This is a genomic window from Sphingobium sp. GW456-12-10-14-TSB1 (genome assembly GCF_059424385.1).
Map to the genome: position 1 here is coordinate 775,605 of NZ_JBWKZI010000001.1, position 14,197 is coordinate 789,801.

12 protein-coding genes and 1 pseudogene are annotated in these 14,197 nt (G+C 60.4%); 1 reads left to right on the top strand and 12 read right to left on the bottom strand.

Annotation, left to right across the window (positions count from 1 at the left end):
* Window positions 1–47: 47 nt before the first annotated feature.
* The 7 genes and pseudogenes from AC07X9_RS03700 to hemN form a co-directional block, all read right to left on the bottom strand.
* Window positions 48–134: pseudogene (locus AC07X9_RS03700) on the bottom strand (RNA polymerase sigma factor SigJ); the annotation flags it as partial.
* A gap of 11 nt (window positions 135–145) precedes the next feature.
* Window positions 146–796, bottom strand: a complete 651-nt coding sequence (locus AC07X9_RS03705; protein WP_017182662.1) for a pentapeptide repeat-containing protein — start codon at window positions 794–796, stop codon at window positions 146–148.
* Between the two features lie 108 nt (window positions 797–904).
* Complete coding sequence (locus tag AC07X9_RS03710) at window positions 905–2,761, bottom strand: PQQ-dependent methanol/ethanol family dehydrogenase (RefSeq protein ID WP_095687085.1); 1,857 nt, start codon at window positions 2,759–2,761, stop codon at window positions 905–907.
* Between the two features lie 109 nt (window positions 2,762–2,870).
* Window positions 2,871–3,581 (bottom strand): response regulator transcription factor, encoded by a 711-nt coding sequence (locus AC07X9_RS03715; RefSeq protein WP_026002450.1) that lies wholly within the window; start codon window positions 3,579–3,581, stop codon window positions 2,871–2,873.
* Window positions 3,548–5,089: a sensor histidine kinase gene (locus AC07X9_RS03720; RefSeq protein ID WP_244917187.1), complete on the bottom strand. Its 1,542-nt coding sequence runs from the start codon at window positions 5,087–5,089 to the stop codon at window positions 3,548–3,550. The genes AC07X9_RS03715 and AC07X9_RS03720 overlap by 34 nt, the downstream gene beginning before the upstream one ends.
* 144 nt (window positions 5,090–5,233) lie before the next feature.
* Window positions 5,234–5,452 carry a hypothetical protein gene (locus AC07X9_RS03725; RefSeq protein WP_017183487.1) on the bottom strand — a complete coding sequence of 73 codons (219 nt, stop codon included), beginning with the start codon at window positions 5,450–5,452 and terminating at the stop codon, window positions 5,234–5,236.
* Window positions 5,442–6,749 carry an oxygen-independent coproporphyrinogen III oxidase gene (gene hemN / locus AC07X9_RS03730; protein WP_017183486.1) on the bottom strand — a complete coding sequence of 436 codons (1,308 nt, stop codon included), beginning with the start codon at window positions 6,747–6,749 and terminating at the stop codon, window positions 5,442–5,444. The genes AC07X9_RS03725 and hemN overlap by 11 nt, the downstream gene beginning before the upstream one ends.
* A gap of 135 nt (window positions 6,750–6,884) precedes the next feature.
* Here hemN and AC07X9_RS03735 point away from each other — a divergent pair, with 135 nt between their 5' ends.
* The gene (locus AC07X9_RS03735) at window positions 6,885–7,547 is read left to right on the top strand and encodes an OmpW/AlkL family protein (RefSeq protein WP_086485483.1); all 663 of its coding nucleotides are present in this window, start codon (window positions 6,885–6,887) and stop codon (window positions 7,545–7,547) included.
* Window positions 7,548–7,679: 132 nt separating this feature from the next.
* Here AC07X9_RS03735 and AC07X9_RS03740 read toward each other — a convergent pair whose 3' ends face one another.
* The 5 genes from AC07X9_RS03740 to AC07X9_RS03760 form a co-directional block, all read right to left on the bottom strand.
* Complete coding sequence (locus AC07X9_RS03740; protein ID WP_086485484.1) at window positions 7,680–8,171, bottom strand: MarR family winged helix-turn-helix transcriptional regulator; 492 nt, start codon at window positions 8,169–8,171, stop codon at window positions 7,680–7,682.
* A 92-nt stretch (window positions 8,172–8,263) separates the two neighbouring features.
* Window positions 8,264–9,661, bottom strand: coding sequence for an aldehyde dehydrogenase (locus tag AC07X9_RS03745; RefSeq protein WP_216313694.1), 1,398 nt, complete (start codon window positions 9,659–9,661; stop codon window positions 8,264–8,266).
* Between the two features lie 32 nt (window positions 9,662–9,693).
* A complete protein-coding gene (locus tag AC07X9_RS03750) occupies window positions 9,694–10,173 on the bottom strand; it encodes an aromatic-ring-hydroxylating dioxygenase subunit beta (protein WP_086485486.1) in 480 nt (159 codons plus the stop codon).
* On the bottom strand, window positions 10,166–11,524 hold the full coding sequence (locus AC07X9_RS03755) for an aromatic ring-hydroxylating oxygenase subunit alpha (RefSeq protein ID WP_086485487.1): 1,359 nt from the start codon (window positions 11,522–11,524) through the stop codon (window positions 10,166–10,168). Before AC07X9_RS03755 ends, AC07X9_RS03750 begins: the two co-directional genes overlap by 8 nt.
* An 88-nt stretch (window positions 11,525–11,612) precedes the next feature.
* A complete protein-coding gene (locus AC07X9_RS03760; RefSeq protein WP_086485488.1) occupies window positions 11,613–14,072 on the bottom strand; it encodes a TonB-dependent receptor in 2,460 nt (819 codons plus the stop codon).
* Between the last annotated feature and the right edge of the window lie 125 nt (window positions 14,073–14,197).

The window sequence follows — 14,197 nt, forward strand, 5'->3', positions numbered from 1 at the left end:
TCACCGGGCCAACAAGATATTCTGGCCACCATTTGCATCCTGATGCAATGGCGCAGCTTGTCCGGGTTACGCATCGCGTAGATCGCCTTGAGGCAAGGATCTTCGATCAGCAGCGCGGTTGTCTGGAGGATGCCGACTTCAGATATCAGCGCTGCTGATTGCGCAGCCGTTCCTTTTCTTCGGTCTGCCAGACCGTGTCGCCGCTTTGCCAGTTCGCTGGACAGCCAGTGCAATCCTTCATCCAGGCATCCTGAAACACCGCAAAGCGGATGCGTGACCCGTCCATGATCGCCTTTTCCAGATTGGCTTCGTAGAATTTCGCTTCCAGCAGATCGGCGTGGATCAGCTTGGCTTCTTTGAAGGACGCGCCTTTCAACAGCGCCTTTTCGAGTGTCGCCGCTGTAAAATCGACACGGTCGAAGGTCGCATGACCAGCCCTTGCAAAAGCGAGATTGGAACCGCGCAGCGATGCACCCGTCAATTGCGCGCCGTTGAGAAACGCGATGGACAGGTCCGCCCCATCAAGATCAGCCCCGTTCAGATTGGCACCGCTCAGGTTCGCATGGCGCATGTCAGCGCGCGACAGCTTGGCTCCACTAAGGTCTGCGCCTGTCAAATCGGCGTTCGCCAGATCGGCAAAGCGCAAGTCCACGCCGGGGCAAGATGTGCGTGGGGCAATGGTGCATCCATTCACGATCCACGGGGTCGGACGCTCTTCGACATTGACGATCTTCTGCTGTGCATAGGCAGGAACAGCAGCCGCGACAATCATCAAGGCAAGGCAGGCGAAGCGCATGGGATGGTCCGATCCACGACAAAAGGGGGTGTCCGGGCGGAGACGCGAGGGAGGTCGCGGTCCGCCCGGACGCTTCGCGCGGAGTGTCGGGCTCCGCGCCAAGACAATTCAGACTTCAGGCAATTCGAACACCCAGAAGGAGCCGCCCTGACTGACCGTGCGCGTTAGGTCGGCCATGTCGCCACCCCATAGCGGCACCGCGCCGCCATAGCCGGACGCCAGGCCGATATATTGTTTGCCATCCTCTTCCCAAGTGATGGGAACCGACACCACGCCCGATCCGGTCTGGAATTTCCAGAGCTCTTCGCCGGTCTTGGCGTTGAAGATCTTCACATATCCATCGCTGGTGCCCTGGATGACGATATTACCCTTGGTGGTGACATTGCCACCCCAGAGCGGCAGAGGCTCCTTGGCTTCCCAAGCGATCTTGCCGGTCTTGGGATCCATGGCCCTCAGCACGCCGACATGATCGTCGAACTGCTTGCGGATGCGGAATCCCTGACCCAGATAGGCCGCCCCCTTGTTGTAGGTGACATTTTCCGTCCAATAATCTTCCGACCAGTCGTTGGACGGGATGTAGAAGAGACCGGTGCCGGGGTTATACGACATGGGCATCCAGTTGGTGCCGCCCAGGAAATTGGGTGTAACCCGGATGCTTTCGCCCTTTTCCTTGCCTGGCGCGGGCGGCGGCGGGCGCTGTCCGGGATTTTCGATCGGGCGGCCGTTGGCGACGTCCCATTTGCTTGCCCAACTGATGTCGGGAACGAAGGGATAGATGCCGAGCGCGCTGCCCTTCTGCTTGCTGATCTTTCCGTCCCGCTTGGTCAGCTTGTCGAGGTCGGTCACGAAGAAATAGCCATTGCGGTCGGCATGGGCGCCAGCGCGGATCGTCTTGCCGTCCTTTTCCAGATCGAACAACACGATCGGGTTGTTGCCCGAAAAGTCCCAGGCGTCATTGGGCGTGTGCTGGAAGAAGCCAACCGGTTCCCCAGTCGATGGTTCGATATAGACCTGTCCCGACGTATAGAGGCTGTCGCCGGGCGAGCGCTTCCATGTGTTCCATGGCGCGGGGTTGCCGGTGCCGATGACGATGGTGTTGGTCTTCTCATCATAGGTGGCCGATTGCCACGGCGCACCGCCACCATGACTCCATGCCTCGACCTTCTTGCCGTCCTTGTCATTGGGCCAGCTGGGCGCTTTGGGATCGCCGGTGAAGGTTGAGGGCTTTCCGTTCAGGCGACCCTGATGCCCTTCCACCATCGGACGCATCCAGATTTCTTCGCCGGTATCGGGATCGCGGGCATATAGTTCGCCCACCACGCCGAATTCATCGCCGGACGACCCGTGGATCAGCATGACCTTGCCGGTCTTCTTGTCCTTCACGATGGTCGGCGCGCCAGTCATGGTGTAACCGGCCTTGTGGTCCTGGAATTTCTTGTTCCACACGACCTTGCCGGTCTTGCGGTCCAGCGCGACCATGCCCGCGTCCAAGGTGCCGAAGAAGATCTTGTCGCCATAAATGGCCGCGCCCCGATTGACGACGTCGCAGCAGGGGCGGATGTCGTCAGGCAAGCGGGCCGTGTAGGACCAGATTTTCTTGCCCGTCTTGACGTCCAGCGCGAAGACGCGGCTATATGATGCGGTGACATAGATGACGCCATCATAGACCAGCGCCTGACTTTCCTGACCACGCTGCCGCTCGTCGCCGAAGGAGAACACCCATTTGGGCACAACCTTCTTCGCGTTATCGGCATTGATCTGATCCAGCGTGCTGAACCGCTGCGCCTTCACGCCAAGGCCATACATCAGCACATTGTCGGTGCTATGTTCGTCGTTGAGGATATCTTCCCACGACACGCCGGCCTTTGTGAAATCATGTTTCTGCGCCGCAGGCTGGCTGACCGCCGGCATCGCAACCAGCATCGCCATGGCCGAAACCAGCAGACACCCCCGTCTTCCCATCATCGCATCCTCCTAAAGCCCGACTGCGGTCATCACCGCTTGTCGAAGCCAAGAGTAAGCGGGGCTTTATGAGATGGTCCTGATAGCTTTCTGAGAAACTGCTCAGAATAGCTTATGCTTTGGTCTGATGACGAAGCAGAAATCCCACTCCTCGGACGGTTGAAAGCTCGGGCGCTCTCTCGTGATGCGACAGATACCTGCGGAGATAGCCTACATAGACGTCGACGGCATTTTCGGTGATTTCTGCATCCTGCCCCCACACTTCATCCAGTATCTGCCCTCGCGTGACGACTTGTCCCGCTTGTCGCGCAAGGCAATGCAACAGGTCGAACTCACGGCGACTGAGAGGGAGCAGCGCTTCACCCACTCGCGCCGATCGGCTGCGCAAATCGACCACCAACTCATCCAGCACGATCCGATCCCGCGATTGGGCGGCGCTGCGTCGGATCATGACATTAAGCCGCGCGAGCAATTCCTCGAACGAGAAAGGTTTGGTGAGATAGTCATCGGCGCCGCAGCGAAAGCCGTCCAGCCTGTCCTCCAGCTCCGCACGGGCGGTCAACATGCAGATGGGAAGGTCATTGCCCCGGGCACGGGCTTCACGGCACAGGTCCGCGCCGTCCGCATCTGGCAGCCCCAGATCCAATATGGCTGCATGAAACTGGCCCGATGCCAATCGCGATTGCGCCCGACGTCCCAGCGTCTGCCATTCCACGGCATAGCCTTCTGCTGTCAGCCCGCGATGGACGAACCGGCCGATTCCCGGATCGTCTTCGACCAGCAATATCCTCAAGCCCGCGCCGGGAGCCTCAGCGACACGCATAATCCTTCTCCATCATATCTGTTAAAGGCGCTGATCCCGCCGGCATGGGCATGCACGATCCAGCGCGCGAGCGACAGGCCAAGGCCAGTGCCGCCAAGGGAACGGCCTGCCTTACCCTGCGCATAGGGATCGAAAATCCGCTCCAGTTCGCTCTCAGCAACGCCCGGTCCTTCATCCGTGACGACGATGCCCACTTCACCCTGCTCATATGTCCCGCTCAATCGCAGCGTGCCGCCCGGTGGCGAGAATTTCACACCATTGTCGATCAGCGCGAGCATCGCCTGCCGCAGCCGATCAGGGTCGCCAATGACAGGCATCGGTTTGTCGAGCGAGCTCAACTCCAGTCGGACACCGCTGGCGGAAGCAAAGCCGGCCGCACTCTTGCCGACCTGTTGCGCAAGATGCGCGAGGTCCACGGGACTGGAGCGCAGGGGCAGGGCACCATCTTCGGCGCGCGCCAAGGTCAGCAAATCATCAAGCCGCCGTTCAAGGAACAGGTTGCTGTCCAATATCTGATGCAGGGCATCCCGCAGCGCCAATATGTTGTCATCAAAGCGCAGGGCCACTTCAGCCTCGCCACGCATCACCGTTACCGGTGTACGAAGTTCGTGGCTCACCTTTGAAAGAAACAGCCGGCGGCGCTGATCGGTGACGGTCAGTTTTTGGTTCAACCGCTCCAGTTCGCGCGTTCGCGCGGCCACTTTCGCTTCCACCGCCTCCGCCATATTTTCGAAATGATCGATCAACCGCCGCACTTCCGACAGATGACTTCCGGGCAATGGCTTTCGCCCATCCTCCCGCGCGATGGACTGCGTCGCATGAGCTACCGCTTCAAGCGGCTTCACAAGGTGGCGCCAAAGAAATACCGCTCCTCCAAACGGAAGGGCCAGCAGGACGATACTGATGGCAAGGATCAATCGCCACGCGTCGCGCTGCGCCTGTCGCGCCGCCTGTGTCGCCACTTCCGCTTCTCTGTTTTCCTTTGCCGCGATGTGCCGGACCATTGCTCGGATGTCTGGCAAGGCAGGGGAGCCGGATCGTAGCAACGAGACCAAATATCGTGCGTTGGCCTCTTCCTCTGCCTGATAGCGAAGCTCCGGCTCAGTGCCGCCGATCAAAGCCGTTTCCGCTGATATGCTCTCGAAATACGCTCCAATGGCGTTACTCAATTCATTCTGGGCTGCGCTGGAATGGTTCAGCAGGATCTGCGCAGCTTCCGCGTCTATCCGTGCCAGCAATAGAACCTGCTTCTGCGCCATGTCCGCGCGTTGCGAGAATATGTGGGTAGATCCCTGCAGGTAGATTATTGTGCTCAGCAATGCCCCAAGGCCCATTGCGATCGCTATGGCCCCAGTCAGGAACAGACCCCGAAAGCCTATCAGAGTCCGCACGATCCTCTCCTGCCCCAAGCCTCTCCAAGGAGAGGCTAAACCAAACCGGCCTTGGCGTCCCTTATACCTAGGGAGGAGGGGCAATGCGCCAGCGCCTTGACAGGGAGCCATCGTCATTGCCCCGGTCGACGGCTTCTATGGCAAGCGGACCTTCATAGAATTAGCGTCAATGAGCGACGTTGCCCTGCGCCATCGCTACCTCAAAGGCCCCGACAGTTCAGCGACCTGCTCGGAACGCAAGTCGATCGCACATTTGCGCGCTCAGGCGCCTTTCATCTTCTTGCGATGTTCCCGCATCATCATATGGCAGGCGAGGCGGTCATGGTCGTCGGACTGGCGCTTCTCCCAGGGCGGCGACCAGTCGGCAGGCGGCTCGCCACAAAAATAGCCGCCCCGCCGAGAGCGGGTCGTCGCATCGGCTGTGGTCGAAAGCGCGGTGGCGATCAGCCCAAGCGCGAGTATCAGTTTGCTAAACGGCATGGCTGAACCGCGTTTCCTGCGGGCGGAGATAGGCGTCGAAACAAGCCGCGACCGACCGGGCGTAGGGTTGCGCCTCCGGGCGGATCTCGATCATTCCGTCGTGCAGGCGGGCAATCCCCATGTTGATGAATTTGGCCAGGTCGCGCGATTGAACGACCCCGTCGCTTGGCGCTGCGCCGTCGCACAGCAGGCGCTCGATCAATCGCCCGCGTTTCTGATCGTCGGCGCTGCGCCTTACGCCGCGGGTCGCCGTCAGCCGCTGTTGGCCGATCATGTCTCGATAGGGCCCGGCATTTTTCTCATTCTGCACGATCAGGTCGGGAAATTGGCTGATCGCACTGGCCCCCAGGCCGATCAGCACGTCGCTGTCATCCTCGGTAAAGCCCTGGAAATTACGCCGCAATCTGCCGGTGGTCGCGGCCTTTGCCAAAGGGTCGCCGGGCAGTGCGAAATGATCGAAACCGATGGCGCGATAGCCTGCGGCGGTCAGCATCGCATGCCCCTGTGTCGCCATGGCAAAACGCATGGCCATGTCGGGAAGATCGGCCTGCGATATGCGGCGCTGGCGGTGCAGCAGATGGGGCATATGGGCATAGCCGAACAGGGCGATGCGCGATGGCGCCAGACGGATGCTCGTCTCCAGCGTTTCAATCAGGTCCGCTTCGCTCTGACCCGGCAGGCCGTACATAAGGTCGAAACCCACGTCGATCTGTGCCCGGCGCAGCCCCTCAACCGCCGCTTCCACCATCTCGACAGGCTGCACGCGCCCGATGGCCTGCTGGACATGCGGCGCAAGGGTCTGGACGCCCAGATTGACCCGCGAAACGCCGATCTGCCCCATGGCGTCGATCCACGCCCGGTCGAGGCGGCGGGGATCGATTTCGACCGATAGCGCAGCATCGCTGGTGTCAAAGCACAGCAGCAACTGGTGATTGAGGCGCACCCAATCGACCAGCGGCAGCGAATTCGGGCTGCCCCCGCCAAATGCGATATGGGTGACGCGCCGCCGCCCGCCCAGGCGGGACGCGACTAGCGCTATCTCCTGCTCCAGCGCATCGACATAGGTGGCGAGGCGGCGGGGCCGTGTCGCAGCACCAGTGTTGCACCCGCAATACCAGCAGATGTCGTGGCAATAGGGGATGTGCAGATAGAGCGAGATCCCCGCATCCTGCGGTAGCCTGTCGAGCCGTTCCTCCAGCGCTTCGGCGCCGACGGCGTCGGTGAATTGTGCGGCGGTCGGATAGCTGGTGTAGCGCGGCACCGGGGCCGCCAGCAGATCGGGATGGTATCGGAACATGGAAAGCGGCCTGCCATCTGCCGCGCGTCCCCGCATTGCGAAAGATCAAATCTCCGATTGCGCGGCGTCAAGGAACGACCGGCCAGCCCGGCCTACAAGGCGTCATTGACCGCAACATCAGGGACGGAGACAATAATGCGTATAAAGACTTTCTTGCTGGCTGGCGCGATGGCGGGCGCACTGGTGGCTGGTCCGGCTCAGGCCAAGCAAGGCGATATCCTGCTGCGCGTACGTGCGATCATGGTCGCGCCGAACGAAAAGAGCGGCAGTGTCCTGCCGGCCTTTCCAGGCGAAAAAGTGTCGGTCGACAACAGCGTCATGCCCGAAATCGACGTCACCTACATGGCGACCGACCATATCGGTTTCGAACTGATCGCCGCGACCACGAAGCATAGCGCCACCGGCCGTACCGGTACGACCGGCAGCATCGGCAAGCTCGCCTCGACGTGGGTATTGCCGCCGACGCTGACGATGCAATATCATCCGGTCGTCGACGGCCCGATCCGGCCTTATGTGGGGGCGGGCATCAACTATACGCTATTCTATGCAGAAGATGCCTCAACGGCTCTGGAGACAGCCGTGGGCAAGACCAAGGTGCATATGAAGGACAGCGTCGGCTGGGCAGGGCAGGTCGGGGTCGATGTCGACCTGAACGAGAAGATCTTCCTCAATTTCGATGTCAAATATATCGACATCAACACCAAGGCGCGATTGGCGACCACGGCCGCTGGTGTGCAGCGCGTCAAGCTGGCGCTCGACCCGTTGGTATTTGGCGTAGGCGTCGGCATGCGCTTCTGATCGAACAGTAGCCCACTACGAAAAATGGCTCGGCCGTTCCGTTGGCCGAGCCATTTTTCGTTGGTGCGTCGGGCAGTCCCGCGCCTGTTGAAGCACCGGCGCAGAACAGGGCGTTACCGATGCGAGGCAGGTTCAGGCCGCTGGCTGCCAGCGCGTGATGCGGACCAGCAGATCGAGCAGCTTTCGCTTTTCTGCGGCGGTCATGAGCGTATCAAGGTTGGCGTCATGGCTTCTTGCATGTCTGGCAAGAATGACGACCTTTTCCTGACCCGCTGGCGTAAGATAAAGATGCTGTACGCGGCGGTCCTTGCTGCTCTTCTCCCGCGATATGAGGCCTTGCCGTTCGAGGTTGCCCAGATGAGGGGTGAGGGTGGACTTGTCGCGGCCATTGGCCGAACTGATTTGCGATGGCGTGATGCCGGGATTTTCCTCGATCATGCGCAAAACGGCATAGTCACCAGGCTTCAGTCCATTTTCTTCGGTGATGCGGCGGAATTCCGAAAATGAGGCGGACTGTGCAAGGCGCAGATTGAACGCGATGCTTTGCGCGAACTCGCTTGGGTGGAACTGCCAGCCGTCGCCGGGCTTGCCGGTCGGATCGGACGGCTTGTTCTTGTTTGCCATATGCTTTCAATCTCTTCGCGTTCGTCGTTCGTGCGTCGGCTCAGCCGCCCTTGCTCCTGCCGGAATGGAGCGAGGGCGGCTGGCCGGGCAGGTCAGATCGGGAAATGCCCTGCCTGGGTCTCCATGGTTATCCAGCGCTGTTCCGTAAAGCTGTCGATACCAGCCTTGCCACCGAAACGGCCATAGCCCGATGCGCCAACTCCGCCGAAAGGCATTTGCGCCTCATCATGCACGGTCGGGCCGTTGACGTGACAGATGCCGGACTGAATGCGCCGGGCGATACGCAGTCCGCGCGCCGTGTCGCGCGTGAACACAGCCGCTGACAGGCCATATTGGCTGTCGTTGGCCAGTTCGATCGCCTGTTCCTCGTCGCGCGCGCGCATCACCGCGACGACCGGACCGAAGCTTTCATCGCGATAGAGGTCCATTTGCGAGGTGACGCCGGTGATGACCGTCGCTGGCATCAGCACGCTGTCACCCTTTCCGCCTGCGGCCACGCTGGCGCCCTTGGCCACGGCGTCGTCGATCAGGCTGTTTACATGATCCACAGTCTTGCGGTCGATCACGGCGCCTAGGGGCGTCTTGCCTTCGCGGGGGTCGCCGACGGTCAGCGTCCGGGCTTTCGCGGCGAATTTCTCTATGAACGCATCGGCCACGCTTTCGACCACGATGATCCGTTCGGTCGACATGCAGATTTGGCCCTGGTTCATGAAGGCGCCGAATGCCGCCGCCTTGACCGCTTCGTCAAGGTCGGCATCTTCGAGCACCAGCAACGGCGCCTTGCCGCCAAGTTCGAGCAGGCACGGCTTCAAATGCTCGGCCGCGCGTTTGGCGATGATTTTGCCGACGCCGGTCGAACCCGTGAAATTGATGCGCTTTACCTCCGGCGCATCAATCAGCGCGCCCACCACTTCGGCGGCATCCTCCGGGGCGTTCGTCACGATATTGACGACGCCTTCAGGGAAACCCGCCTCTGCAAACGCCTCGACGATCAGCATGTGCGTACGCGGGCAGGCCTCGCTGGCTTTCAGGATCACGCTGTTGCCGCAGGCCAGCGGGGTCGCAATGGCGCGCACGCCCAGAATGATCGGCGCATTCCAGGGGGCGATGCCCAAAATCACGCCCACCGGTTCCTTGAGCGCCATGGCGATGCAGCCCGGCTTGTCGGAGGGGATCACTTCGCCAGTGATATGCGTCGTCAGCGCCGCCGCTTCGCGCACGATGCCTGCGGCGAGGCCAAGATTGAACATGGCCCACCCCGCGGTGGACCCGGTCTCGTTCATCATGGCGGCGACAAAATCGTCCTTGCGCGCTTCCAGCGCCGCTGCGGCTTTCATGAGCACGGCACGGCGGGCATTGGGGCCCATCGCCGCCCATGTGGGAAAGGCGGTCGCGGCGCGCGCAGCCACTGTGTGCGCGTCAGGAGCCTTCATGGCGGGCGCCGATGAAGCAATTTCCCCGGTGAGCGGGTTCAGGCGTGTAAAGGTCAATCTATCCTCCTTGCAGGCCGGTTTCCGGCCTTTCATACCATGTAGAAATCGGCGACCGTTTCGATCCGGTCATTCATAAGAGTGATCGTTTTGGCAGCAATCCTTAACTCGCCGGCTTGGCTGACGAACTGGTAGTCGTAACGCCCGAACAGGCTGCGCTGTCGCTGACGCTTGGGTTCGTAGATGTGCGAGCAGAACGCTGCTGTCGCGCTGTCTGGCTCTTCGACGATGATATTGGTGACCTGATGGCAGACGCGCGCCAGAATATCCGATGCGACCGACATGCCTGAGGTCGCACGCCAGACGCGGTCCTCCAGATTGTGCCGCCCCTTATAATAGATGTGCGACAGTTCGGCGTCCGGATCGCTTGTCGTCGTGTCTTCATCGAGCCAGGCGGGCATCCAGAAAACGCAGTCCTCGCTATAGAGATCGAGCCATTCGCGCCAGCGTCGCCGGTCGAGCAGCATCGCCTCGCGCGTGATCAGCGCTGTCGCTTCCGCCAGATCAAGCATCCAGTGTCTCCCGCGCAGCACCCGCTTCCATCCGCGCCAGCCAGGCGCGATAATAGCTGTGATAGAGCGTTTCATCGCAGAGCATGGCGTCGCCAAGCACGTTGCGCGCCGGGTTCATGTCCAGAAGATCGGAAAAGGCGTTTCCGCCGGTCACGCTGGCCGTCGCGCCGCGACAATATCCATAGGCCCAGCGGTGCAGGCGGGTGGCATTACCCGCCTGGCAGTCTTCATAGCTTACGGTGTCGTCTGGCGTCGCCATGCCGGTCGGATTGAAAAAATCCTCGTAATTACGAATTCGCTGGCGGCGGGCTTCTGCGCTTTCTCCGCGCGGGGCGATGCAAAACGTCCGCATCTCGGTCTTGTTGGCCGCTAACGGGCGGATGATACGCAACTGGCTCGAAGCGTTTTCGGCAAGTTGCAGGTTAGGAAAAATGGTCAGGTTCCGCATGTTGAACATCCAGTCCCGGCGGGCGGCGCCATAGCGTTCAGCCAATATTTCGGCACGCTCGAACAGGGGAACGGCATCGCTGACGCCGATCAGCCCCCAATTGAGCACATGCCCTTCGTCAAAGCTGTAAGAGCCGCCGGTGATGCCTTCGGCTTCCTCGCTCCAGTTCTTGTCCTTTTCCCAGATCGACCGCACCGATTCCGCCCGCCTTTCCTTGGCGCGCTTGTCCAGAAGGCGGATGTAGGATGGATGGGCGGATGTGAAATGATAGGCGTCGGAACAGTTTTCGAGCTGGTATTTCCAGTTCCCGTCGAATGTGAAGACGATTTCGCCGGGGACAAGTTCAAGGCCGCCCTCTCCTTGGTCCGCCGACAGGTCCAGCAGGCGCCGGGCTTCGCCCAGATGCTCTTCGATCGGGCAGGTCGGGACGAGGCTGCCGAACAGAAAGCCGCGATAATTGGCAAAGGCTGGCAGACGCGGCAGGTTGCGATCGCGGCCGATAAATTCTTCCGAATAGGCGCCTGCGTTCATGCCCTTGACCGCGACGTTGCGGCCGGCGCTGTCAAAACTCCAACTGTGGTAGCGGCAGACATGAAGCCGCCCCTTGCCGGTTCGGCGGTGACAGATCAATGCGCCCTTGTGCGGGCAGGCGTTGACGAACGCACCCAACGTTCCTTCACCATCGCGCATGACGACGATCGGGGTGTGGCCGATGGTGACGGTGAAATAGCTATGTCTTTCGGCTGCCTGGCTATCCATTCCCAGGAACACCCAGCCGCCTTCGAAGATGTGGCGGATTTCCCGCTCGAACAGGGCCTCGTCGGTAAATGCAGCGCGGTCGACGCTGAACCAGCCATCTGAAGGGCGGTCATCGACCAGCGCCCTGACATTTTCAATCGTCACTCTCTGCTCTCCTCAATCCCATTCTTCTTCTCGTTGTGGTTGTGCGCGTCGACCGGAGGCCAGTCAGCGTCGGCGCGCACAGGGCAGGTCAGCTCTTCACGCGCAGGGTGAGATACCACTGACGCGGCGGCGAATAGCCGACACCGACAAAGCCGATCGCACCCGGACCGGATTGATCATAGCCGCCGACCACGAACCGTTTATCAGTGATGTTCTTGACCCCGAAGGTGAGACCCCAGCGGTCGCCGGCGTCGTCGAAGGCAATCGAACTGTTCAGCAGGCCGACATTGCCCGATTGCAGATAGGGCGAATTTTCTGCGTCCGGCGATGTGTTGCTCTTGTAGTTATAGTCGCCGTTCCATGTGATCCGGGCGCCGCTGGCCAGATCGTAGCGGTAATTGGCGCCAAGGGTGACCGACCATTCCGGCGCATTGACAAGATTGTTGGTCACAGGGATCGTCGCGCCGGGTGACATCCTGGAATAATGGGCGTCGAGATAGCCCAAGCCCGCGTTGAGGCCGAACCCGCCGAACCTGGCATCCGCTTCTGCTTCGAAACCGCGGATCGTCGCCTCGCCAGCGTTCTTGAACACGGGCGAAATGGCGATGATCTCGGTGACCTGTATGTCCTTGTAGGCAGTGGTGAACGCAGCCATGTTCAGCCGCAGGTGCCCGTCCAGCAAGGTGGATTTCAAGCCGATCTCATGCGTGTCGGCCCTTTCCGGTCGGAAGGTCAGATCGCTCGCCGTCGTTGTGGAGGGTGACAGCAGGCGGGTCGTCCACCCGCCGGACTTGAAGCCCTGGGCGAACGAATAATAGAACATGACGTCCCGGTTGAATTTATATTCCGCACCGGCCTTGAACGACACGTTGCTGAAACTCAGCTTGTTCATACCAAAGGGGTATAGCCGGGTCAGGTCGTTCTGGTCGGGAAGGAATGGGAGCGGGAGCGAAGTCACGACATTCGGATCAACGCCCGCGCCTGCCCGCGCCCAGAATGCGTTCAGATCCTGCTGATCACCCTGAAACCGCTTGTTTTCCTTCGTATAGCGCACCCCGAATGTGAGACCGAACCGATCCGTGACATCGAAATGCTCATGCATGAAAGTCGCATAGGCCTTGTTGTTGAAATGGTTCGGCCCGTAAATCTGGATCAGCCCTTCCGCGAATACCGGCGTATCCAGCAGACTGCCCGTTTCAGAGAAATAATAGAGGCCGACCGTCCCCTTCAAACGGCCATCGAAATTGTCGTGGTTTAGCTGAAGCTCCTGCGAAAACTGCGTCTGGTCCATAGCGAACGATGCATCGTTCAGGATGATCGGCGTCGCCGCGATTTCGCTGCCGAACCGGGATTTCAATGAGCGGTAGGCGGTGATCGACTTGAGCGAGGCGTTGTCCGCGACTTCGAGATTGCCCGTCAGGGAGAGGCCCCAGGAGGTCAAATTGTCGAAGTTGCTGCCGCGTGCATAGCTTTTGTCGATGTCGCCAGTGACGAAAGCATCGGAGATCGGCAGACGATCATTGTTGGGATCGGCATCGACATTCACGCCATAAAAGCTGGTGCCCACGACGCCGCGCGCGCTACAGACTGCAATTGGCGCCTGACCAAAAATGCAGCCATTATAGGCGGATGCGACGGTACCGTCATTGGCCCCCGCCTTGGTAAACAGCAAGGTGCTCGGTCGGGCTTCCTGCTGGGCGCGCGTGTAATCGGCGGAGAGCAGGAAATCCAGCTTGTCGCTGGCCAGCCATTTCAGTTTGAACCGGGCATTGAAGGCGTTTTCGCCGCCCTGCGTGTCGGAACCGCCCGGCGTTCCGACCTTGCGGAACATGCCCTGGTCCGTGATCGTGCCGGGCAGTCCGGGGAAGGGGATGCGCTTCTGATAGCCGTCGCGGTGTTTGTAGGAAAAGGATGCCTGCGACAGCAACATGCCATCGATCAACGGTATGTCGATCGATCCGCGCACATCGGTGCGGCTGAAGCTGCCGGTCGTGCCTTCAAGCTGATAGCGAAAATCCTTTGCAGGGTCGCGGGTCACGATGTTGAGCGCGCCGCCGATTGTATTGCGTCCGAACAGGTCTCCCTGGGGGCCTTTCAGCACCTCGATACGCTCAAGGTCCAGCAGGTCGACCACCGCGCCCAGCGACCGGGCATAATATAAGCCATCGATATAGACGCCGACGCCCGGTTCAAGATTGAAGGCGAAATCATTCTGGCCGATACCACGTACGGTAGCGACCAGGATCTGCGAGGAACCAGCGAAGGAGACGGTGTTCTTGATCTCTATGTTGGGAACATAGCCGCCGATCTGACCGACACTGGTGATGCCCTTCTGTTCGAGGGCCTGGTTCCCCAGCGCAGAAATGGCGATCGGCACTTTTTGCATATTCTCCGATCGCTTCGTGGCGGTGACAACGATTTCGCCGACGCTGTCGTTCGATGCCGTATCGGCTTCCTGTGCAAAGCACGCGGGCATCGCGAACATGCTGCCCAGCAGCAGGGCTGCGCGCAATGTGCGGCCGTTGGCCATCTTGTTTTGATGTTTCATTTTCCCCGAACTCCCTGGTTCATGCCGCACTCCCCATTTCGGGCAGAACGTGCAGCTATCCTCTATGAATAGAGGGGGCCGGAAAGACTTGTTCGAGCTGGTTCCCAAGCTTGTTCCGAGCGGAA